Consider the following 21,346-nt stretch of genomic DNA (forward strand, 5'->3'; position numbering starts at 1 on the left):
GCTTTATTCATAATGGTTATAATATCAATAAATTAATTAATATAAAGTTAAATCTAAAATCTAATAAGAGCAACTTCTAACTCTTAATAGGCTAGAATACATAAAAAACTAGGCTTAACTTTTGAAAACAATTACAATTATAGATACATTCGGCTTCTTTTTTCGTTCGTACTTTGCACTTCCCCCTCTACGTAACTCTGAAGGATTTCCAACGGGACTTTTAACCGGTTTTGCAAATCTTGTTGACTCTTTGCACCGTGACCATAGTACAGATTATCTGGTTTTTGCACTCGATGCAAAGGGAAGAACATTCCGTAATGATCTTTACCCTGAGTATAAGGCGCACCGTGATGCACCACCGGAAGATTTGATCAAGCAACTTCCTATTGCTATAGAGTGGATAGAACAAATGGGGTTTGCCAATCTTTCACGTGAAGGGTTTGAAGCGGATGATGTGATTACGACAGTCACAAAGTTTGCCAAAGAGAAGGGGATAAAAGTACGTATCGTCTCCCATGATAAAGATCTGTATCAGATGATCGAAGACGGCAAAGTAGAAATGTATGATTCTGTAAAGAAAAAAGTGATAGATGAGCAAGGCTGTATTGACAAATTTGAAGTTCACCCACGGGATTTTATCAATTTTCAGGCTATCTTGGGAGACAGTTCTGATAATATCCCTGGTGTTAAGGGCATTGGACAAAAGGGTGCGAGTAAACTTATTAACGAATACCACACATTAGAAGCCATTTATGAAGACATAGAGAATTGTGGTACTCCACGTATACAAAAACTTCTTTTAGAAAGCAAGGAAAAAGCTTTTTTATCTCGTGAACTGGTTACCATGAGTACAGAAGTATATAAAGACATGGATGTTGAAAGTTTTGTCTTCGAAGATAAAAATTACCTCTCATGCCTCCTCGAAGAGTTTGAACAGTATGAGATGAAACAAGCTATCAAAAAAGCAAAAGTAGGACTTGAAGAGACGGACCGTATCGTAGTAGAAAAACCAAAAGTGCAAACGCTCAGTTTTGAAGCAGTCACTTTAGACAGTAAAGAGAAACTTGACCGTGTACTCGAGAGCATAGACAAAGATGCTATCGTTGCTTTTGATACAGAGACAACAGGCTTGGATACGAAAGTAGCTAAAATGGTAGGATTTAGCTTTTGTTTTGATGCTATGAAAGCATACTATGTACCGGTAGGACATAATTATCTAGGTGTTGAAGATCAAGTGAATCTGGATGATGCGATCTTGGCACTACAAAAACTGCTTAAATATAACATTGTGGGACAAAATCTAAAATTTGATTTTTCATTACTCTACAACCAATTTGATATAGAACCTGTCATACCGTATGCCGATACAATGATCATGGCATGGCTTTCAAATCCTGGAAGTAAAGTAGGGCTTGATACACTTGCAAAAATGTTTTTTAAGTATGAGATGAAGCCTTTTAAAGAGATCGTGAAAAAGGGAGAAGATTTCTCTGCAGTAGATATAGAAGATGCTACTTTTTATGCGGCTGAAGATGCGTGGATGACATATCTGCTCTATGGAGCGATCAAAAAGAAGATGGAACTCTCTTCACTGACACATCTTCTGAAAGAAGCTAAGAATGTAGAGTATCCATTTATGAATGTGTTGATGCGTATGGAACGTTTAGGTATCAAGATCGATCCTTCCAAATTAGAGGCATTACAAAAAACATTAAGTGGAGATCTAGCCACTTTAACGTCAGAGATCTATGAACTCAGCGGGTCTGAATTTAACATCAAGTCCACACAACAGTTGGGTGTAGTACTATTTCAACAGTTAGGACTCAAAGGTGGTAAAAAAACCAAGACGGGTTATAGTACAAATGAAGCAGTCTTGAGTTCACTCGTTGGGGAGCATCCTATCATAGAGAAGATCCTTGAGTACCGTGAGTACCAGAAGATACTCTCTACCTATGTGGACCCTTTACTCAAGCTTGCAAATGCTGATGAACACTCACGTATCTATACTTCTTTTGTACAAACAGGAACCGCAACAGGACGTTTGAGTTCACGTGATCCAAACTTGCAGAATATTCCTGTGCGTTCAGCACTTGGACGTTCTGTAAGGGAAGCTTTTGTAGCTAAAGAAGGGTATAAGTTAGTAAGTATAGATTACTCTCAAATAGAACTGCGTTTACTTGCACACTTTTCACAAGATGCGGCTCTGATGGATGCCTTTAACAATAATGTGGATATTCACTTGGCAACTTCTATCAAGCTTTTTGGGGAAGATGAGGCTCAAGAGAAACGTAATTTTGCTAAATCTGTAAACTTTGGGTTACTCTATGGAATGGGTCCCAAAAAACTTTCAGATGAACTGGGTATCTCTTCGGGAGAAGCGAAAGAGATCATCACAAATTATTTTGCATCATTCCCTACAGTGAAGAACTTCTTAGAAGGCATACAGGAACGTGTGAAGATAGATGGATATGTTGAAACGATACTGAAAAGAAGACGTATGTTTGACTATGAAAGTGCCAACGGCATGCAAAAAGCAGCCTTTATGCGAGAATCGGTGAACACTGTATTTCAAGGTTCAGCCGCAGACCTCATAAAACTCTCTATGAATGAGATAGATACGATGATACGTGAAGAGAAATTAGATGCATATATGCTTTTACAGATACACGATGAACTTATCTTTGAAGTGAAAGAAGACAAAGTTGAAGAGATCTCTAAGCGTTTTGTGCATACGATGGAGAATATTTTAGAATTGGACGTTCCATTGGAGTGTTCTGTCAGTGTGGGTGACTCATGGGGAGAATTAAAGTAATGCATAACGATAACTTTATTCCTCTTCCACGTGGAAGTTTCTTCATGGGGACAGATAATTCAGATGCAAGAGACAGAGAAAAACCATCTCATGAAGTACACATAGATTATGATATAGCGATGTCTAAGTACCTTGTTACAGTCGAAGACTATATGCTCTTTGCGCAGGCAACTGGTGCAGAGGTACCGGTTGAACGGCATGAACATCTTGGTTTTGATGTACCGGTACGTCGTGTAAGGTGGACAGATGCCAAAGCATATTGTAGCTGGAAAAGTGAGCGGGAAAACAAAAAGTACAGACTACCTACTGAAGCAGAATGGGAGTATGCCTGTAGAGCAGGAAGTACGACAAAATACTCTTTCGGTGAGGATGCATCTCTGCTTGGTGAGTATGCTTGGTACAAGGACAATTCAGATGGTGTGACGCATAATGTTGGGACAAAAAAACCAAATGCCTGGGGATTGTATGACATGCATGGAAATATATGGGAATGGTGTACAGACTGGCATAGTGAAAGTTATGAAAATACCCCTGTAGATGGGAGTGCATATAAAATACCTAATGAAAAAGGCAGGGTATTGCGTGGAGGTTCTTATAATGCAGATGCAGATAAATGCTCGAGTACTTCTCGTATCAACCTGGGTTCAGGTGGTAAGAATTATTTTATAGGATTTCGTGTCGTTATTGAACTATAATAATGGTCTCTTAATGTAACACTCATACATCATTACACTAACAATGAGAGTTAAATGCTCTCAATTAATAATCGGTTAGGAAACATCAGTTATAATCGCCTTTACTCAATGGTACAAGGGGATATTAAAAAATGAAGTATATTTTTTCCATGAAAATGGCTGTGTTTATGTTGTTTGCTTTTGGTGCACTTGTGGGTGCCGCAACGTTTATAGAAAATGATTATGGTACGCAAACAGCTAGAGCATTGATCTACAAAGCACAGTGGTTTGAAGTGTTTCTAGGCTATTTTGTGGCCATTCTTGTCTATAATATTATCAAGTACAAATCATGGAAAACAAAACCTGCTGTTTTTCTTTTCCACTTTTCATTTCTTATTATTGCGCTAGGAGCGATCATTACTCGTTATATTGGGTATGAAGGTATTATGCATATACGTGAAGGTGCTTCCAGCAATACAATGGTTTCAGATGTAAAGTTCTTACAACTAGAGGCTAAAGAAGGTGACAAGAGTGCAGTATTTGAAAAAGAACTTCACTTCTCTACAATGACAGGTAATACTTTTACACAGAGTCTTTCTATTGGAGACAAAGAAGTGAAAATAGAACTGCTCAAGTATTTGCCAACCACACAGGAAAAAGTGATACCTTCTCCTGATGGAAAAAAACTTTTGGAGTTGAAAATTTCAACTGGTCAAAAAGGTGAGGTATACTTCATAGCCAAAGGTGAAAGAAAAGATTTTGGCGGTTTTTATGTAGGGTATGAGACAAAACCTACGACAGATAAGCCTACTTTTCTCATAAAAGAAGAGGGTACAGGGTATAAAGTAGATTTCCCTTTCCAACTTCAAACACTTGATATGAATGATAGAAGTTCTGCAGAGTTGAGCGCAGGAGAAAATGAGTTCAAAAACAGAATGTTGTATCGTTTTGGATCCAATGCCATCGTTTTAAAAGAGGCACATGAAAAAGCCATTGTCAAATTAGGTTCTAATGATATTAAAACACAAAGCGGTAAGCCAGAATACATGCAATGGAAAGTGAGTGTGGGAGATGAAAGTAAGATCATTACCACACAAGCTTATGGCGGGAGACCAGGTAAAGAGAATCATTTGGACTTCAATGGAATACATGTAGATCTGCGTGTAGGTGCCAAGATAATAAAACTGCCATTCTCTATTAAATTAGAAAACTTTGACTTAGAACGCTATCCAGGGTCAATGACACCTGCATCATACTCTAGTGACGTGGTACTGATCGATAAAGAGCAGGGTGTCAATATGCCGTATAAGATCTATATGAACCATATTCTTGATCATAGAAACTATCGTTTCTTCCAATCATCTTATGACCAGGATGAAAAAGGTACAGTTCTTTCTGTAAACCATGATCCGGGGACATTACCTACTTATATTGGATATGCATTACTGACTCTTGGTATGTTATGGTCTCTTTTTGCACCTACTGGAAGATTCCAAAAACTGCTAAAAGGAGCAAGAAAATTACAAGCATCTGCTGCGGCTATAGCTATTGTAGCACTTTTCTCGCTTACTCCACAAAGTCTGAATGCCGCATCACCTACAGTAGATGATGCAACATTAAAAACCATGCAGTCTTATGATGAGGAACACGGTAAAAACTTTGGAAAAATTGCAGTACAGGATCATCAGGGGCGTATGAAACCTATGGATACAGTAGCACATGAAGTTGTTGCGAAGATCACGGGAAGATCAGTACTCTATAAGCTTGAACCTACTCAGATGTTCCTTGGTATGGTCATGCAACCAGAAATGTATCAAAATGTACCGATGATAAAAGTTGGGCATAAAAAGATCGCTGTGACATTGGGACTGCCTGAAGATACCAAATACGCAAAATTCACAGACTTCTTTACTAAAGAGGACAGTAAGTATAAGATTTTCTCAGCAGTAACAGAAGCCAGTCAAAAGAAACCATTGGAAAAGACACAGTATGATAAAGAACTTTTAAAGATCGATGAAAGAGTAAATGTTGCTTTTATGGCATATCAGGGGTCTCTTTTACGTATCTACCCAAAACCTAATGATGCCAACAATAAATGGATGGCACCACTGGATGCCATAAAAAACTATCCTAAAGAGCAGTCTGAAGCAGTCAGGGTGAGTATCTCAGCCTATTTCCAAATGGTAGGAGAAGGACTTAAAACAGGGAATTGGGCAAATGCGGATATTGCATTGAGAGGCATACGAAAATACCAGGAGAAATATGGTTCAGCAGTAATACCAAGTAAAAACCATATTGAAATGGAGATAAAATATAATAAACTTGGTCTTTTTGGAAAACTAGTTCCGCTTTATTTAATTTTAGGATTGTTACTTTTGGTCTTTGCATTTATCAATGTCCTCAAACCTGCATTCTCTATGAAATGGATCATGCGTGTAGCATCGACGACCCTCATGATAGGGTTTATTATACATATCGTTGGATTGGGTATTCGTTGGTATATTGGCGGACATGCACCTTGGTCAAATGCGTATGAATCTATTGTATTTATAGCAGCTTCTACGGTCTTTGCCGGTATTTTATTGGCTAGACGTTCACCATTTGCTTTAGCTGGTACAGCTATCTTGGCAGGTGTCACCATGGCTGTTGCACATATGAGCTTTATTAATCCGGAGATCACCAATCTTGTACCAGTTCTTAAATCATACTGGCTTATGATACACGTGGCAACGATCATTTCTGGTGATGGTTTCTTGGGACTAGGGTCCATTTTATCACTTTTAGTACTCATATTATATATCATGAGAGGGAAAAATGGTAATGAGAATATCGACCGTTCTATTAAAGAGTTGACAAACCTCTCTGAAATGGGACTTATCATCGGTCTTTTCTTACTGACAATAGGTAACTTCCTTGGTGGTGTTTGGGCAAATGAAAGTTGGGGACGTTACTGGGGTTGGGATGCAAAAGAGACGTGGGCTGCAGTTACCATACTTATCTATGCAGTGGTGCTTCACTTAAGATTTATTCCATCATTAAAGTCAAATTTTGTTTATAATGTAGCTTCTACATGGTCATACTCTACAGTATTGATGACTTACTTTGGTGTAAACTATTATCTCTCAGGATTGCACTCGTATGCTGCAGGTGATCCAGTGCCTATCCCTATGTGGGTTTATTATTCGGTTGCAGGATTATTTGTGTTGACACTCTTGGCTGCTAGAAATAGAAAGTTAAAATAAGTCTCAAGTATATAATGTGACTACAATGCGGCGGCTTCCGCCGTTATCCCTATGTTCTCCAAGATAGATTCCCTGCCAAGTACCAAGATTCATCTTACCCTTTGTAATAGGGATGGTCAGTGAACTTCCAAGTATTGAAGTTTTGATGTGTGCTGGCATATCATCTAATCCTTCGTAGGTGTGGATATAGTAATGCTTTTCATCAGCGATATCGGTAAAAAAGTTCTCCATATCCTCACGTACACTAGGATCAGCGTTTTCATTGATACTGAGTGAAGCGCTGGTGTGTTGGATAAAAAGGTGTACAAGTCCAGTCTCAATGGATGGCATTGAAAACAGGGCTTTGTCTATCTCTCGGGTAATAAGATGAAAACCTTTTGATTTTTGTGATAGTGTGATCGTCTCTTGATAGATAGCCATAGCAAAGTATACTATTTTTTATCGTAAGGATTTATTTTAAAATAAGTGATATGGTGTTTTCTTTATTTTCACGTAAAAATCTTAGTTTGACGCTGTCTCCTATATTATATTTGTCCAAAGTGTTAAGTAGTGTACTGATGTCATCTATTTTTTGTCCATCAATGCCTAGTATAATATCACCGGCAACAAGATGAACTCTATCAATCATTTCTACCCCTTTAAGCCCTGCAGCCTCAGCGGATGAGCCTTGTTCTACTTCGATGACCGCTACACCTTTGATACCGTATCGGTCAGTGATAATCCTATTGAGTTCATTATCGATGGTGATACCGAGCTTTGGTCTTTGATATTTTCCATGTGCGATAAGCTGAGGGATAATACGGTTGACCGTATCTACTGGTATGGCAAACCCTATACCAGCATAGGTTCCTGAAGGGCTGTAAATTGCAGTATTGATCCCCACCAGACGTCCGGCACTGTCAAGCAGGGGACCACCTGAATTACCAGGATTGATCGCTGCGTCTGTTTGAATAAGTCCTTTGATCTGGGAGCCGTTGTCATTATAGATACTTCTGTTTAATGCAGAGACGATTCCTGTAGTGAGTGTCTGGTCCAATCCGAAAGGATTTCCAATAGCATACATCATCTGTCCAACCTGAAGGTCATGGCTTGTTCCTATAGGTAATGCAGAAGGCATATTAGATACCATTGGCATACGCAGTACAGCAATATCATGATTTGGACTTGCTCCAACTAAGACAGCATTAAAAGTACGTTGGTCACTCAAGCGTATACGTATTTCAGAGGCACCCTGCAAGACATGATAGTTGGTGATGATATGTCCATGGTTATCCCAGATAAATCCCGAACCTGTACCTCTTGGTATGCGTGTGATGTCCCTGGTCCACAAGTTCACCATCTCAGAAAGTGTAGTGATATAGACCACTGAAGGACTGGATTGACGGAAAATCTCTATATTGCTTTTTTCTGCATCAGACAGATCTCCTCTGGCTGTGATAACCTGAGGTTTGACTGTCATTTGTACTAAGTAGTATTCAAGGCGTGGAGTCAAAAAAAGAAGGAGACCCATCCCTATAATTATCCAAAAAAAGAGTTGTATATTACGTTGTTGATTATTAGACATGTCAGACATACTTTCTTATTCTTTTTTTTGATTATAGTAAAGGAGGGTAAATCATATGTTACTGAAAATTTCCCTTTTTATCCTCTTGTAATAATAGAGGATACTTTCGCACACTTCTAATCCTGATATCCCTTTCTTTGTATTATAATTTCTTATCCTACACACTAAAAGGAAAAGATCGATGAAAACCTTATAAAGTTAACTCTTTTATTAGGTTTTACAAACAGGACTTCTTGTCTGTTATTAACAGAAATCAACAAATTGAGGAACACTTTGTCCAAATAACGTCTATTCTCAAGTTGAAATCACATTAGTAATTATTTGAATACTATGAATAACTAGAAAAATATACTCATTTAAACTCTTTATCATACATATGAAGACATTCCCGATATACTATATAATACTGAACTAAGTGTACATGAATTCACTATTGTCCGATGATATCTGTATCCTGCAATGCGAACCCTGTGCCGAAGCATTTTAATTCAAATTTGTTATTTGAGTTAAAAATACCTAAGGAATATAGCTAATGAATAGTACACCCAACGATTCGAAAAAATTGTTAGTGTTGAATAAGCCTAAGGGTTATGTGGTAACACGATCTGACGAACTTGGGCGCAAAACAGTTTATGATCTTTTGCCTGATTGGGTTTTTACTGACGGATGGATGCCCATCGGACGTCTTGATCTAGAATCTAAGGGGCTTCTATTATTTACAACCAACGGCAAGATCGGTGACGCGTTAACTAGACCAGGGGGTTGCATTAAGGTATACGAGATCTGGGTTAGAGGCCACGTAACTGATGAACATATTGCCTTGGCTATGAGTGGAGTGGAAAGCCCACACGGTTTGCTGAAAGCTCTTAATGTAGAGAAAATAGGCATGGGTGGTGCAAAAACAAGGCTCAGGGTAGAACTTAACGAGGGAAAGAATCGGCATATCCGCCGACTTTTCGGGGCGCTGAAAGACCCAAAATTTGGGACGCCCTTAAAGGTCTTAAACTTGAACCGTATCAGCATTGGCAGTTTTAAACTTAACATCGAAAGTGGTAAGTGGCGTTTCCTTTCATTAGAAGAAGAGAGAATGCTAATTAAAAATTTTGATTAATACGAAGGGCTACCTTTTACCTTTCTCCAGCTTTTTTCACGTTCTTTTTATAACAGGATAAAAAACTATTTAATGATCCTTTTAATCGCTTCAGAACATACAGTAAGGCCTACAGCTCCTGTCACCGCCACACAAGAACCTTTTTCTTTGCACTTATCTTCTTCCGGTGAAAATACTACCGTGAAGTTTCTGTCAAATTTTGCTTTTTTGAGTTCGTTGCGTATTTTGCGTGCGAGCGCATCACCGTGTGTTTTCCAGATGGATGCAACTTCTATTTTGTTGGTATCATAACGTTTTGCAGAACCTAATGCCATAATGAGTTTTTTATAACATTTTTTGGCTACTTCAATTTTGACGTTGGTTGTGTCTGCCGCATCGATGATGATATCATAAGGTTCAAAATTAAACTCTTTTACCCAGGCCATGGTCATATGTTGATGGATGGTCTTCACACCAGGATAAAGTTCTTGAAGACGGTCAACTTTGACCATTCCTACAGCCTCTGAACCTATCTGTCTGTTCTGATTGGTCTCATCATAGACATCATAGTCCAAGATAGTAATGTCACTAATACCTGAACGGTAAAGACAGTCGAGTGCATATGAACCTACACCACCAATACCGAGTATGAGTATCTTGGCTTTTTGCAGCTTTTCAAAGTTTTCATCTCCAAAGAGCATGCGACATCGCTGAAATCTCATAGACTATATCCCTGTATTAAAGAGCGACGAGTCGCGAGAGCCCTATGCTGAATAGAACTTAGCGTTAGCGTAGTACTTTGGGCTTTGCCTGAAGTGCGTTCTGCACATGAATCTCTCATAGCCACTGATCCAAAGATTTTATATCATCATAGCTTGTCATGTCTAAGTGTACAGGAGTGATGGAGACATACCCATCGTTGATCGCTTCAAAATCTGTGACATGACCTTGGGTCTCCATCCAGCCCAAAGCAGGCAGACCTATCCAGTAGTACTCTTTACCTCGTGGATTATGGTGTACTTCAGCATGGTGTCCATAGAGACGGTTTCCTGCACGTGTGACTTTGAAACCTTTGCATTCTGAAGTTGGAATAGGGGGGATATTGATATTTAAAAACTTACGTGAAGGTAGGGGAAAATCGTCGGCAAATATCTTTTCTACAAGGGTAACTATACTTTCCTGTGCTAAACCATAACCTAACTCTTTGATACTCTCTCCATTATTCTTATAGACTTGAGAGATTGCAATGGCCGGGATACCTTGTAGAACAGCTTCCATTGCAGCAGATGCAGTACCAGAATAGGTGATGTCCTCACCCATGTTTGAGCCTATATTGATACCCGAGATCACAATGTCCGGTCTGTTCTCTTTAGTGAAAAGCTTGTTGAGTGAAAGAAAAACACAATCTGTTGGAGTCCCGTCATCAAGTTTATAAAAGTCCTCTTTGACTTCTACAAAATTAAGTGGTCTAGTCAGTGTCAGTGAGTGACCACAGGCGGACTTTTCAGTCGTAGGTGCTACGACAGAAACATGACCTAAAGGTTTGAGTGCTTCTACAAGTGCTTCAAGTCCTTCAGACTCAAAACCGTCATCATTGGTGATTAATATTTGTTTACGACTCAGCATTTAGTGCTTCGCTTGTACTGAATTTTAATTCTTGTCATTATTTATACTTTATATGTAGACTTCTTTTTTAAGTTTTAAAATCAGTCTATTATTTTACCGCTATTATAACCTTTTTGGTATAATATTCATTATATTAAAGTACAGAAGGAATAATCGTGCAAAAAGAGCCGATGTTAAAAGTAACTTATACCAAACTTTCAGAAGAACTAGAACAGCTTAAGACTACTGAACGAGGTGTCATCGCAGCTATTATAGATGAAGCAAGAGCACAGGGTGACCTGAAGGAAAATGCTGAGTATCATGCAGCAAAAGAGAAACAAGGTCTGATGGAAGCACGTATTGCAGAACTTACTGATATAGTAGGACGTGCCCAGGTAGTAGATCCTTCAACTTTAGCACATAATAGAGTGAGTTTTGGTTCAACTGTACTGCTCACGGATCAAGATACTGAGGAAGAGGTAAGTTATACTATTGTCGGTGGGACAGAATCAAATCCTACAAAAGGCTTGATCTCTATCCAGTCACCTATGGCCAGAGTTCTTGTAGGTAAAGAGGAGGGAGAAGAAGTGTCACTTGTACTTCCCAGCGGTAAAAAAACATATGATATTGAAGAGATTTTATATAAAGAGATCATACTAGATTAAGAGGGAAAGATATGGTAAAAGTAGGTGTTGTAGGAGCCAGTGGATACACGGGACTTGAACTGATTAAAATGTTAGTATCCCATGGTGGATTTCAATTGACCTATCTTGCTACTACGCAAGGTGATACTATGATAGAACAGCTGCATCCTTCATTGGTAGATGTGATCAGCCTTCCTGTAGAAAAAGCAAATGCAGATGCAGTAGCTGAGTCTTGTGAGCTTGTTTTCCTTGCACTCCCTCATAAAGCCTCTATGGGCTTTGCAAAAGAGCTTTTGGGAAAAGGTGTAAAAGTAGTGGACCTTTCTGCTGATTATCGTTTAGATCTTGATACCTATGAAGCGCACTATTGTGAACATGAAGATAAATCACATTTGGATGATGCTACCTATGCACTTATTGAGTATTATAGAGAAGAGTTGAAAGGTACTAAACTTGCTGCTGGTCCAGGGTGTTATCCTACGGCAACACTACTTGGTATCTTACCCTTCATACCGTACATTGATACAGATGCACCTCTTTTTGTAGATGCAAAGTCTGGTGTGAGTGGGGCAGGGAAGAAGTTAAGTGAAACGACACACTTTGTGACTGTCAATGATAACATCTTTGCCTATAATCCGCTGAAACATCGACATGCACCTGAGATAGCTGAGAAGATAGAAAAGATACACGGTGCAAAAATGAATGTGAACTTTGTGCCTCATCTTATCCCTGCGACACGTGGTGAGTTGGTCTCTGTGTATGCGACCTTAAAAGAAGATATCGATCCGCTTGAAGTGTTGAAAAAACACTATGCCAATGATCCATTCATACGTATACGGGAAACACCCGTCGATATCAAAAGTACTGCAGGCACACACTTTTGTGATATCTTTGCAGCAAAAAACGGCAATGCACTTTTTGTCTCTTCCGCTATAGACAATCTCTTGCGTGGAGCAAGTTCACAAGCACTTGTAGCTGCGAACTTGATGTGTGGATATGATGAAGGTATGGGTATTCCAACTATTGCCTATATGCCGTAATAGTGAATCATAGTAAATAATATGATAACTATAGAAGAGCAAGCACTTTTCATTGCTGACTCACACTATCCTCATCATGGGGATGCTTTTTTAGTCTTACTGAAAAAGCTTGAGAGTGGAGAGATACAAACGCCTCAACTCTTTTTGATGGGAGATAATTTTGATCTGCTCTTCGGATATAATGACTACATCAAAACTTTTTCATCTGAAGCCATATTACTCCTGCAAACACTTTCTCAAAAACTTGAAATTCATTACTTTGAAGGTAACCATGATTTTTGTCTGACAGATCTTTTCCCAGATATACAAGTATATAGCAGAGAACAGCAGCCCATTATGTTTCAATTAAATGAAAAAAAAGTGGCCATCTCACATGGAGATAAGTATGTTACAGGGTTTGGCTATGATCTCTACTGTAAAGTTTTACGAAATAAAACGACACTGACACTACTGAAACCTTTTGAAAAGGCTATTATTGATCATCGTATGAAAAAATTGTCACAAAAACATATCTGTTTTAACTTTAATGGCTTTGAAAAAAGAGTAGATGAGATATTGGAACACTATACAGAGGCTGGTTTAGTCATAGAAGGACATTTCCATCAGTGTAAAACAGTAGGTAAGTATGTATCTTTACCCTCATTGGCATGTCAAGGTATGGTAGGTGTCATAGATGACGGAGAAATGGTCTTTAAGACGCTTTAGGGAATCTTTATGGTTTATATTACGCTCTTTACAGTAGCTTTTCTCTCTGCTACCTTGCTGCCGATGGGAAGTGAAGCTTTACTCGTTTATAATATTTCTCAAAACCACTCATTGATACTGTTATGGAGTTTTGCAACAGTGGGTAATACACTGGGTTCGATGGTTAATTATTGGTTAGGTCTTAAAGGTGAAATGTATCTTGAGGAAAAAGGGCATCTTTCAGCCAATAGGATGGAAAAAGCCAGAAGTTTTTTTGATAAGTATGGAGGGTGGACACTGCTTCTTTCATGGGTACCGATAATAGGTGACCCTTTGACATTTATTGCTGGAGTGTTGAGGTATAGGTTTTGGTGGTTTGTTGTCATTGTAGCGGTAGCGAAGGCTACACGCTATGGAGTTATTGTTATAATGGTTACGCTGTAACCTTAGTAGGTTCGATCTTCTTCGCAAGTAGTTTATCTGTATAGAAAGACCCGAACGGGATCAATGACAAGATAAAGTAGAGTGCAGTCTCTTTTAGTGTAAACCCAGCCTCTTTTTTAGCTTCAATGATCTGGTAGATAAATGCAAATACTAGTACACCATGTAACATACCGACTATTTTAGTTGCCATAGGGTAACCAAAGCTGTACTTTAATGGCATAGCAATGAAAAGTAAGATGATGAACGAGATACCTTCTATTTTATTGATCAAACGAAATTTTTGTAATTCAGACATATTTTCTCCTAATTAGTTTTTGAGAGTATATCAGAAGAACTTTAATAATAAATTTATTTAGGTTATAATTTTTAATCTATTGAAAAAAAGGACAAAAATGCAAAGTGAGAATCAGAATAGAGAAAATATACCCGAATATGATTTTGATATTATAGAGATCATCAAAGCGGGATGGCATCATATAGAGGGGGTTAAGGGAATATTTTTAGCTTCATTTGTGGTCTATATGGTCACTGTAATCATTCTGCAACTGATATTGGGTATTTTCTTTCCTTCACCACCGCCACCTGCTGAACCAAACCTTGTGAACCAACAGATCGTTACTATTTTAAGTTATCCAGTAGTGATGCCTATCATCGTTGGTATTATGATGCTTGCTATCAATTATTCACGTGGAGAAGCTATAGAGTTCAAATCCATCTTTAACTATTATCATCTTATGGGTAAGTTGGCATTGGCAGGTATTTTGATCTATATTATGACTGTGATAGGATTTATACTTCTCATTCTGCCTGGGATCTATTTGAGTATTGCATATGTCTTTACTTTACCTCTGATAGCAGATAAAGGGATGGATGTCTGGGATGCGATGGAGCTTTCCAGAAAAACTGTTACAAAACACTGGTTTAAGATATTTGGTCTCTTCTTCCTTTTAAGTCTTTTCATGGTTGTGGGGATATTGACATTGGGTATAGGGCTTATCTGGGCCGTACCGTTGCTTTTTGTGACACTTTATGGATTACTCTATCCAGTGATATTTGATGAGGTAAGTGAATAAAGGGAAGGAGGTTATCCCCAGATCTTGTCCGAGAATCACGAAAGTAGCATTATCCTATCAAATCTGAACAGAGATCAAAACGATTGTGAGTCATCAAATGCACCTTACCGTGTACATCCATCATCTCGTCAAAGATGCGTTTAGACAAGGCAAAGCCTACTTCTTGTTCTTTGTCTTCTCCGTCCATGGCTGCCAGGTTCATTTCATCTATGATCGGTTTTGGTACAGAGATACCTGGTACTTTGTCATCGATGAAGTTGGCTGTTCTGGCACGTACTATAGGGAACTGACCTAAGACCAAATGGGCTTCTTTGGCTGTATCTCTTATGCTTATTTCTTTGGCTTCTTCAAAGAGAGCTAAAAGCTCTTTGGCATTGTCAAGGTCATAGACAGGCTGGGTCATGATGGCACGTGCACCATAGTCAAGTTTTTTGATCATACGTTTTTTAAGGCTGTTCATGTCTTTTGCGGTGGCATTGCTTACTGCAAAAGGGTAGATCGGTTTTGGTGCCGGTTTAAGTGCTTTGTTACTATAGTCTACACCTTTGTTTAAGTGGTGTATGATGCTTAGAAGCAATGTAGAGTCACGTTCGAGTACACCTTTAACATCTGGTTGGTCTGAGAATTTCGCAGGGTCACCCGTAAGTGCCAAGATACAACGTAAGTCAAAGTCATTTGCTCCAAGTAGGGTAGACTGCAAGGAGAGCTTGTTCTTGTCTCTCATACTCATCGTAGCGATGACAGGCTTGTTAAATGTTTGTTGTACTTTGATGGCAGAGAGCACACCTGACATTTTGAGTTTTGCTAAAGGGTTATCTGTACAAGAGAAGCCTGTGACTTTGTCTTGTAAGCTATGTTTCTTGATATCTGCTATGATACCATCTATGGATGCTCCATGGGGAGGATTTATCTCAACAGTAATAAATCTTTTCTCAAGGCAAAGGACGTCGCAAAATTTTTCAAACATGAATATACTCTTTATAGTTTAATTAGTTATAATTCTATCTAAATAATGCATAGAAGGTTATTACAGAATGTTCAATGCATGAAATATTAACAAATATTAATTAGGAATGATGATGACTAAACTAGCCGTATTTGATTTTGATTCAACACTGATGGATGGCGAGACCATCGACTTTTTGGCTGAACCACTTGGACTTGAAAAGTCTGTGGCAGAGATCACTGAAAGAGCAATGGCGGGGGAGTTAGACTTTTTCAAGTCTCTTGTAGCCAGAGTTGCTCTCATAGAAGGTTTGGAAGAAGAGAGAGTAAATGGTATCTGTTCAGAACTTCCTATGATGCCTGGTGCGTTTGAAGTGGTGGCTGGTCTTAAAGAGCGTGGTTATACGGTCATTTGTTTTTCCGGTGGATTTAGAAATGCTACGAAGCCTGCTTGTGAAAAATTAGGCATCGATGCAGACTTCTCAAACTTCCTACATAGTGAAAGAGGCATACTTACAGGACAGGTTGGAGGTGAGATGATGTACTCTGATGCCAAAGGTGATATGATCACACGTATGCAAAGCCTTCTGGGTGTAAGTAGAGAAGATACTCTTGTTGTAGGTGATGGAGCCAATGACCTTAGTATGTTTGCACATGCGGACACACGCGTGGCATTTTGTGCAAAACCTGTACTTAAAGAGGCAGCGACACACTGTGTGGATGAGAAAGATCTTACTCAAATACTTCAAATAGTAGACGCGCTGTAATGCAAAATAATAGTTGTAGTATCAAAGGCATTGTACGACAACTGTTCAGTTATAAAAAATCTGTTCTTTTAGGAAATGTACTTGCACTGCTTTCAACACTGCTTGTTGTTCTTATTCCTCTTTTTATCCCTGTACTGGTAGATGAACTTTTGCTGGGACAAGAACATGGATTTATCGCATGGATATCTGAAAATATTTTCACTTCTGACACAAAAGGGTATGTGTTCTTTGTGTTAGCCCTTATTATCTTTCTTCGGGTTTCCAGCGCGCTTTTAAGTATTATTCAGAGTAAAATATTTACAATCATATCAAAAAATATCACATATGAAATGAGACAGTCATTACTTAAACATCTTAAACATGTTTCTCTTAAAGAGTATGAGATGATGCGGGTAGGAGCAGTGACATCTAAACTGGTCACAGATGTAGAAACCATAGACGGATTTGTAAGCAGTACTATATCTAAACTCATCATCGCTTCTTTTGTATTGCTTTTTTCCTCTGTAGTACTGTTTTGGATCCATTGGCAGCTAGCTGTGTTCATTTTGGTGACCAACCCCATTGTTGTATTTTTTACTGCTAAACTTGCACGTAACATCGGGAAGCTGAAAAAAGATGAAAACAAGGCGGTGGAGGTCTTTCAATCTGCACTTAATGAAACCTTGGAACTTTTTCATCAGATCCGTGCTGCCAACAAAGAGGAGTATTTCTTCGACAAGAGTGAGGTCAAAGCGAAGGAATTGAAAGATCATGCTATCGCATACGGGTACAAAAGCGAAGCTGCAATGAAGTATTCCTATCTGGTATTCCTGAGCGGATATGAAGTTTTTAGAGCGGTAAGTATCTTGGCAGTGGCATATTCTGATCTCTCTGTGGGCTTGATGCTTGCTATTTTTTCTTACCTGTGGGTGATGGTAACACCTACGCAGGATATCATCAATTTTCAATATGCACTTTCTACGGCGAAAGCTGCCTGTACGCGCATCAACAGTATCTATGAGATGGAACAGGAACCACAGATACAAGAGTTGAGCAATCCTTTCGATGCACATCATGCTGTAAATATAGAAGTGAAGAACCTTTCATTCGCCTATCAGAAAGGCAAACATATATTAACTAATATTAATATGCATATAGAAAAAGGTGCAAAGGTTGCTATTGTCGGTGCCAGCGGATCAGGAAAGACGACACTCTCTAACATACTGGTAGGTTTTTATCCACTGGAAGAAGGAGAGATCTTGTATGGTGGTGTGTCTAATAAAGCACTTAAACTTTCTACCGTCAGAGAAAATATTCATCTTATCTTGCAACATCCTAAACTTTTTAATGATACAATGTTGTTCAATCTAACGTTAGGCAAAGCATATAGTGAAGATGCAGTGAAAAAAGCACTGGAGATCGCTCAGCTTACAGATGTCATAGAACGTTTAGATCTGGGACTTGATACTCTTGTCGGAAAAGACGGTATCAAGCTCAGTGGTGGACAACGACAAAGAGTAGCCATAGCAAGGATGATCTTATCTGATCCCAAAGTGGTAATCTTTGATGAATCAACTTCTGCATTGGATGTACATACAGAAGTGAGACTCTTTGATGCATTACATGACTTTTTGTCCCAAAAAACGGTGATCACCATCGCACACAGACTGAGCACTATCAAAAGTGCAGAGTTTATTTATGTGCTGGAAGATGGTCAGGTGGTTGACAGTGGTACACCTAAAGTACTGTTGGCAAAAGATGAGAGTTATTTTTCTAGTATGGTTTAAAAAGGTACACATTGGATATTTTTCAAGCGATAATCATAGGTATTATCGAAGGTTTTACAGAGTTTTTGCCCATCTCCTCTACAGGGCATATGATCGTCGCTTCGGAATTTTTGGGTGTTTCCCAAGATTCACTCACGAAAGCGTATGAAGTTATCATCCAATTTGCAGCTATTCTTGCAGTGATGCTTATTTATAGAGAAAAAATTACTTTCAAACAAATAGACTTATGGCAAAAACTTTTTGTGGCTTTTCTTCCTCTGGCAATTGTCGGATACATCTTCAAAGATCAGATCAAAACACTTTTTACTGTTGAAGTTGTAGCATGGATGTTTATCATTGGTGGGCTTATATTTCTCATAGTAGAGTATTTTTATGAAGAAAAAAAGGCACATGTTACACATGTAGAAAAAGTAAATTACAAACAGGCTCTCTGGGTGGGAATAGCGCAGATATTTTCTCTGATACCCGGTACTAGCAGAGCAGGTGCGACGATCATCGGTGGTTTGCTTGTAGGTTTAGATAGAAAAACATCTATGGAATTTTCATTCTTGCTTGCTATACCTGTAATGGCTGCTGTAACCGGATATGATCTTCTGAAACATTATCAGGATTTTGCAGATGCCAACTGGGGTGCTTTTATTGCAGGCTTCATTGCGGCATTTATTGTTGCTTATCTAACGATTAAACTTTTCCTTGTATTTATTCAACGTTTTACATTTGTGGCGTTTGGTATTTATAGAATTATTTTTGGAGTGATCTTACTGACGATAATATAATTTTCATAAGATATGAATTTATAGAACCTCTTACGAGAGTTTCTATTAAGTTCAAAAAAGATTTTTGGACACGAGCGGGGATAACTCCGTATTTTAAAGGTATATGATGAAATTTAGTGAATTTAATTTTCACGCTGATCTAGCAAAAGGTGTGAAAATAGCAGGCTTTAAAGAGCCGAGTCCCATCCAGGAGATGGCTATTCCTATTATTGCCAATGGTAGTGATATGGTAGGACAAGCCCATACGGGTACAGGTAAGACAGCAGCATTTGGTCTTCCTATGATGGATAAACTTGCCAAAGGTGAGATAGAAAGAGCATTGGTCATCACGCCTACAAGAGAGTTGGCAACACAGGTAGCGGATGAGTTGTATCATTTAGGACGTTTTGCAGGTATCAGAACGTTAACTGTATATGGTGGTGTAGGGTATGGACGTCAGATCGCACTTATTCATAAGGGTGTACAGATCGTTGTGGCAACACCGGGAAGACTGAAAGATCTTTATAAAAAAGGTAAGATCGATGTATTTAACCCGGAGATAGTAGTACTGGATGAAGCAGATGAGATGCTCGATATGGGTTTCCTCGAAGAGATCAAAGAGATCTTTGAGTACATTCCTCAAAACAGACAAACATTACTCTTCTCAGCAACCATGCCTGAACCTATCAAAGAGTTGGCAGGCAATATTCTCTATCAACCGGAGTATATATCTGTTGTAGGAGATGAAGAGACGACAAATAACATTATAGATCAGCGTTACTATATGATCCATGAAAACCAGAGAGATGATGCCATTGTAAAACTTCTTGAAACGGAAAAGACCAATAAATGTATCATCTTCTGTCGTATGAAAAGAGAAGTGGACAGATTGGCCGAACATTTGCAGGCATTAGGATTTAATGCCAGTGGTTTACACGGTGATCTGGAACAAATGGATAGAGAAGTGGTCATTAAAGCCTATAGAAGAGGCGAGACGAAGATCATGGTAGCCACAGATGTTGCGGCACGTGGTCTTGATGTTAAAAATGTAACACATGTCTTTAACTACCATATTCCTTTTGATCCACAATCCTATGTACACCGTATAGGTCGTACAGGACGTGCGGGTAAAAGTGGCCAGGCGATCACTTTGGTGACTACAGAAGAGTTTAAAGAGCTTCAGCGTATCCAGAAAGAAGTAGGTGCTGAGATGCGTTTGGCTACTATCCAAGGTGGTTCAGGACTGGATGATTCAGGTCGTGAATATTTGGCTGAGCAAATTAGGGATATCCATGTACATAATGATGCAGCAGCACTGTTGACCTATATGGGAGAAATGGATAAAGAGCTACTTTTAGAAAAGCTTATTTCCTATATGATAGACCAAGAACAAAATAATGTGGGATCTCAAATCGGTTTTGATCAAACTACTGTGGATGAGATGATGCAAGGGTATGTAGCTGAACAAAAAGCTACGAGGAATAACAATCGTAGAAAAAAGAGAAGATAATTCTTTTTTTTTACCTAATAACAAGCAAAAGTGTTTTAAAATTTGTAAACTTATAAAGTGAGGTAAATTGTATGGAAATAGATTTAGTAAGCGAAGGCTTAAAATTTATGGTTCTAGGAATGGTAGTTGTACTCGTCTTCCTAGTTATACTCGTTCAGGTAATGAAGCTGCAAGCTAAAATTATCAATAAACTCTTCCCTGAGAAAGCACCCGAAGCAGCGCCTGCTTCTTCAACAAATGCTACACAGGAAGCACATCATGTTGCAGCAATAATCGCAGCTGTCTCAGAATTTCGTAAACAATCATAAACAAGGTATCGTAAATGGCTAAAAAATATATTGATGTAATGGACACAACTTTTAGAGATGGATTTCAGTCTGTCTTTGGTGGTCGTGTACTTATGGATGACTTTTTTCCTGCAGTAGAAGCAGCGAAGAAAGCAGGTATTAATCACTTCGAATTTGGTGGTGGAGCAAGGTTCCAATCACTTTTCTTTTATTTACAGGAAAATGCATTTGATATGATGGATGGTTTTAGAGAGATCGTTGGACCAGATGCCAACCTTCAAGTACTTTCACGTGGTATCAACACTGTAATGCTTGATACTGGTAGTCGTGAGATGATAGATCTTTTTGCAAAAATGTTTAAAAAGCATGGAACAACAACAGTACGTAACTTTGATGCATTAAATGACGTGAATAATCTTGCATTTTCTGCAGAGATGATAAAAA

The 21,346-nt window shown here is 38.7% G+C and carries 20 protein-coding genes and 1 pseudogene; 15 read left to right on the plus strand and 6 right to left on the minus strand.

The window, feature by feature from the left end; translation table 11 throughout:
- Positions 1-121: 121 nt before the first annotated feature.
- The 3 genes from polA to ccsA all read left to right on the plus strand — a co-directional run bounded on the left by polA (position 122) and on the right by ccsA (position 6,728).
- A complete protein-coding gene (gene polA, locus WBM70_RS09815) occupies positions 122-2,812 on the plus strand; it encodes a DNA polymerase I (RefSeq protein WP_424558333.1) in 2,691 nt (896 codons plus the stop codon).
- Complete coding sequence (locus WBM70_RS09820; protein WP_424558334.1) at positions 2,812-3,507, plus strand: formylglycine-generating enzyme family protein; 696 nt, start codon at positions 2,812-2,814, stop codon at positions 3,505-3,507. The genes polA and WBM70_RS09820 overlap by 1 nt, the downstream gene beginning before the upstream one ends.
- Positions 3,508-3,638: 131 nt before the next feature.
- On the plus strand, positions 3,639-6,728 hold the full coding sequence (gene ccsA / locus WBM70_RS09825; protein WP_424558335.1) for a cytochrome c biogenesis protein CcsA: 3,090 nt from the start codon (positions 3,639-3,641) through the stop codon (positions 6,726-6,728).
- A 3-nt stretch (positions 6,729-6,731) separates the two neighbouring features.
- Here the strand turns inward: ccsA and WBM70_RS09830 are convergent, their stop codons facing one another.
- Together WBM70_RS09830 and WBM70_RS09835 are read right to left on the minus strand one after the other, a co-directional pair.
- Entirely contained in the window at positions 6,732-7,148 is a 417-nt protein-coding gene (locus WBM70_RS09830; protein ID WP_424558336.1) for a secondary thiamine-phosphate synthase enzyme YjbQ, read from the minus strand.
- 31 nt (positions 7,149-7,179) lie between these two features.
- Positions 7,180-8,301 carry a S1C family serine protease gene (locus tag WBM70_RS09835; RefSeq protein ID WP_424558337.1) on the minus strand — a complete coding sequence of 374 codons (1,122 nt, stop codon included), beginning with the start codon at positions 8,299-8,301 and terminating at the stop codon, positions 7,180-7,182.
- A gap of 523 nt (positions 8,302-8,824) precedes the next feature.
- On the opposite strand from WBM70_RS09835, the gene WBM70_RS09840 reads away from it, so the two are divergent.
- Entirely contained in the window at positions 8,825-9,403 is a 579-nt protein-coding gene (locus WBM70_RS09840; protein WP_424558338.1) for a pseudouridine synthase, read from the plus strand.
- 65 nt (positions 9,404-9,468) lie between these two features.
- Here the strand turns inward: WBM70_RS09840 and WBM70_RS09845 are convergent, their stop codons facing one another.
- Positions 9,469-10,104, minus strand: a complete 636-nt coding sequence (locus WBM70_RS09845; protein ID WP_424558339.1) for a tRNA threonylcarbamoyladenosine dehydratase — start codon at positions 10,102-10,104, stop codon at positions 9,469-9,471.
- Between the two features lie 115 nt (positions 10,105-10,219).
- Positions 10,220-11,008 (minus strand): 5'/3'-nucleotidase SurE, encoded by a 789-nt coding sequence (gene surE, locus WBM70_RS09850; RefSeq protein WP_424558340.1) that lies wholly within the window; start codon positions 11,006-11,008, stop codon positions 10,220-10,222.
- A 155-nt stretch (positions 11,009-11,163) separates the two neighbouring features.
- Here surE and greA point away from each other — a divergent pair, with 155 nt between their 5' ends.
- The 4 genes from greA to WBM70_RS09870 are packed head-to-tail and all read left to right on the plus strand — an operon-like array spanning position 11,164 to position 13,799.
- Complete coding sequence (gene greA / locus WBM70_RS09855; RefSeq protein WP_424558341.1) at positions 11,164-11,652, plus strand: transcription elongation factor GreA; 489 nt, start codon at positions 11,164-11,166, stop codon at positions 11,650-11,652.
- 11 nt (positions 11,653-11,663) lie between these two features.
- Positions 11,664-12,671 (plus strand): N-acetyl-gamma-glutamyl-phosphate reductase, encoded by a 1,008-nt coding sequence (gene argC / locus WBM70_RS09860; RefSeq protein WP_424558342.1) that lies wholly within the window; start codon positions 11,664-11,666, stop codon positions 12,669-12,671.
- Positions 12,672-12,692: 21 nt separating this feature from the next.
- Positions 12,693-13,376 (plus strand): UDP-2,3-diacylglucosamine diphosphatase, encoded by a 684-nt coding sequence (locus WBM70_RS09865; RefSeq protein WP_424558343.1) that lies wholly within the window; start codon positions 12,693-12,695, stop codon positions 13,374-13,376.
- 9 nt (positions 13,377-13,385) lie between these two features.
- Complete coding sequence (locus tag WBM70_RS09870; protein ID WP_424558344.1) at positions 13,386-13,799, plus strand: YqaA family protein; 414 nt, start codon at positions 13,386-13,388, stop codon at positions 13,797-13,799.
- Here the strand turns inward: WBM70_RS09870 and WBM70_RS09875 are convergent.
- Positions 13,789-14,094, minus strand: a complete 306-nt coding sequence (locus tag WBM70_RS09875) for a DUF3817 domain-containing protein (protein ID WP_424558345.1) — start codon at positions 14,092-14,094, stop codon at positions 13,789-13,791. The two genes, WBM70_RS09870 and WBM70_RS09875, sit on opposite strands and share 11 nt — an antisense overlap.
- 97 nt (positions 14,095-14,191) lie before the next feature.
- On the opposite strand from WBM70_RS09875, the gene WBM70_RS09880 reads away from it, so the two are divergent.
- Positions 14,192-14,872: a hypothetical protein gene (locus WBM70_RS09880; protein WP_424558346.1), complete on the plus strand. Its 681-nt coding sequence runs from the start codon at positions 14,192-14,194 to the stop codon at positions 14,870-14,872.
- Positions 14,873-14,921: 49 nt separating this feature from the next.
- Here WBM70_RS09880 and WBM70_RS09885 read toward each other — a convergent pair whose 3' ends face one another.
- Positions 14,922-15,839: a methylenetetrahydrofolate reductase gene (locus WBM70_RS09885; RefSeq protein ID WP_424558347.1), complete on the minus strand. Its 918-nt coding sequence runs from the start codon at positions 15,837-15,839 to the stop codon at positions 14,922-14,924.
- 112 nt (positions 15,840-15,951) lie between these two features.
- Here WBM70_RS09885 and serB point away from each other — a divergent pair, with 112 nt between their 5' ends.
- The 6 genes and pseudogenes from serB to WBM70_RS09915 all read left to right on the plus strand — a co-directional run.
- Positions 15,952-16,584, plus strand: coding sequence for a phosphoserine phosphatase SerB (serB, locus tag WBM70_RS09890; RefSeq protein ID WP_424558348.1), 633 nt, complete (start codon positions 15,952-15,954; stop codon positions 16,582-16,584).
- The gene (locus WBM70_RS09895) at positions 16,584-18,350 is read left to right on the plus strand and encodes an ABC transporter ATP-binding protein (RefSeq protein WP_424558349.1); all 1,767 of its coding nucleotides are present in this window, start codon (positions 16,584-16,586) and stop codon (positions 18,348-18,350) included. The genes serB and WBM70_RS09895 overlap by 1 nt, the downstream gene beginning before the upstream one ends.
- Before the next feature lie 11 nt (positions 18,351-18,361).
- Positions 18,362-19,126, plus strand: a complete 765-nt coding sequence (locus WBM70_RS09900; RefSeq protein WP_424558350.1) for an undecaprenyl-diphosphate phosphatase — start codon at positions 18,362-18,364, stop codon at positions 19,124-19,126.
- A 106-nt stretch (positions 19,127-19,232) separates the two neighbouring features.
- The gene (locus tag WBM70_RS09905) at positions 19,233-20,615 is read left to right on the plus strand and encodes a DEAD/DEAH box helicase (protein ID WP_424558351.1); all 1,383 of its coding nucleotides are present in this window, start codon (positions 19,233-19,235) and stop codon (positions 20,613-20,615) included.
- 71 nt (positions 20,616-20,686) lie between these two features.
- Positions 20,687-20,923: an OadG family transporter subunit gene (locus tag WBM70_RS09910; RefSeq protein WP_424558352.1), complete on the plus strand. Its 237-nt coding sequence runs from the start codon at positions 20,687-20,689 to the stop codon at positions 20,921-20,923.
- Positions 20,924-20,937: 14 nt separating this feature from the next.
- A pseudogene (locus WBM70_RS09915) lies at positions 20,938-21,346 on the plus strand (biotin attachment protein); the annotation flags it as partial.

The sequence above is a fragment of the Sulfurovum sp. genome (assembly GCF_049668085.1).
Taxonomy (GTDB): Bacteria; Campylobacterota; Campylobacteria; order Campylobacterales; family Sulfurovaceae; genus Sulfurovum.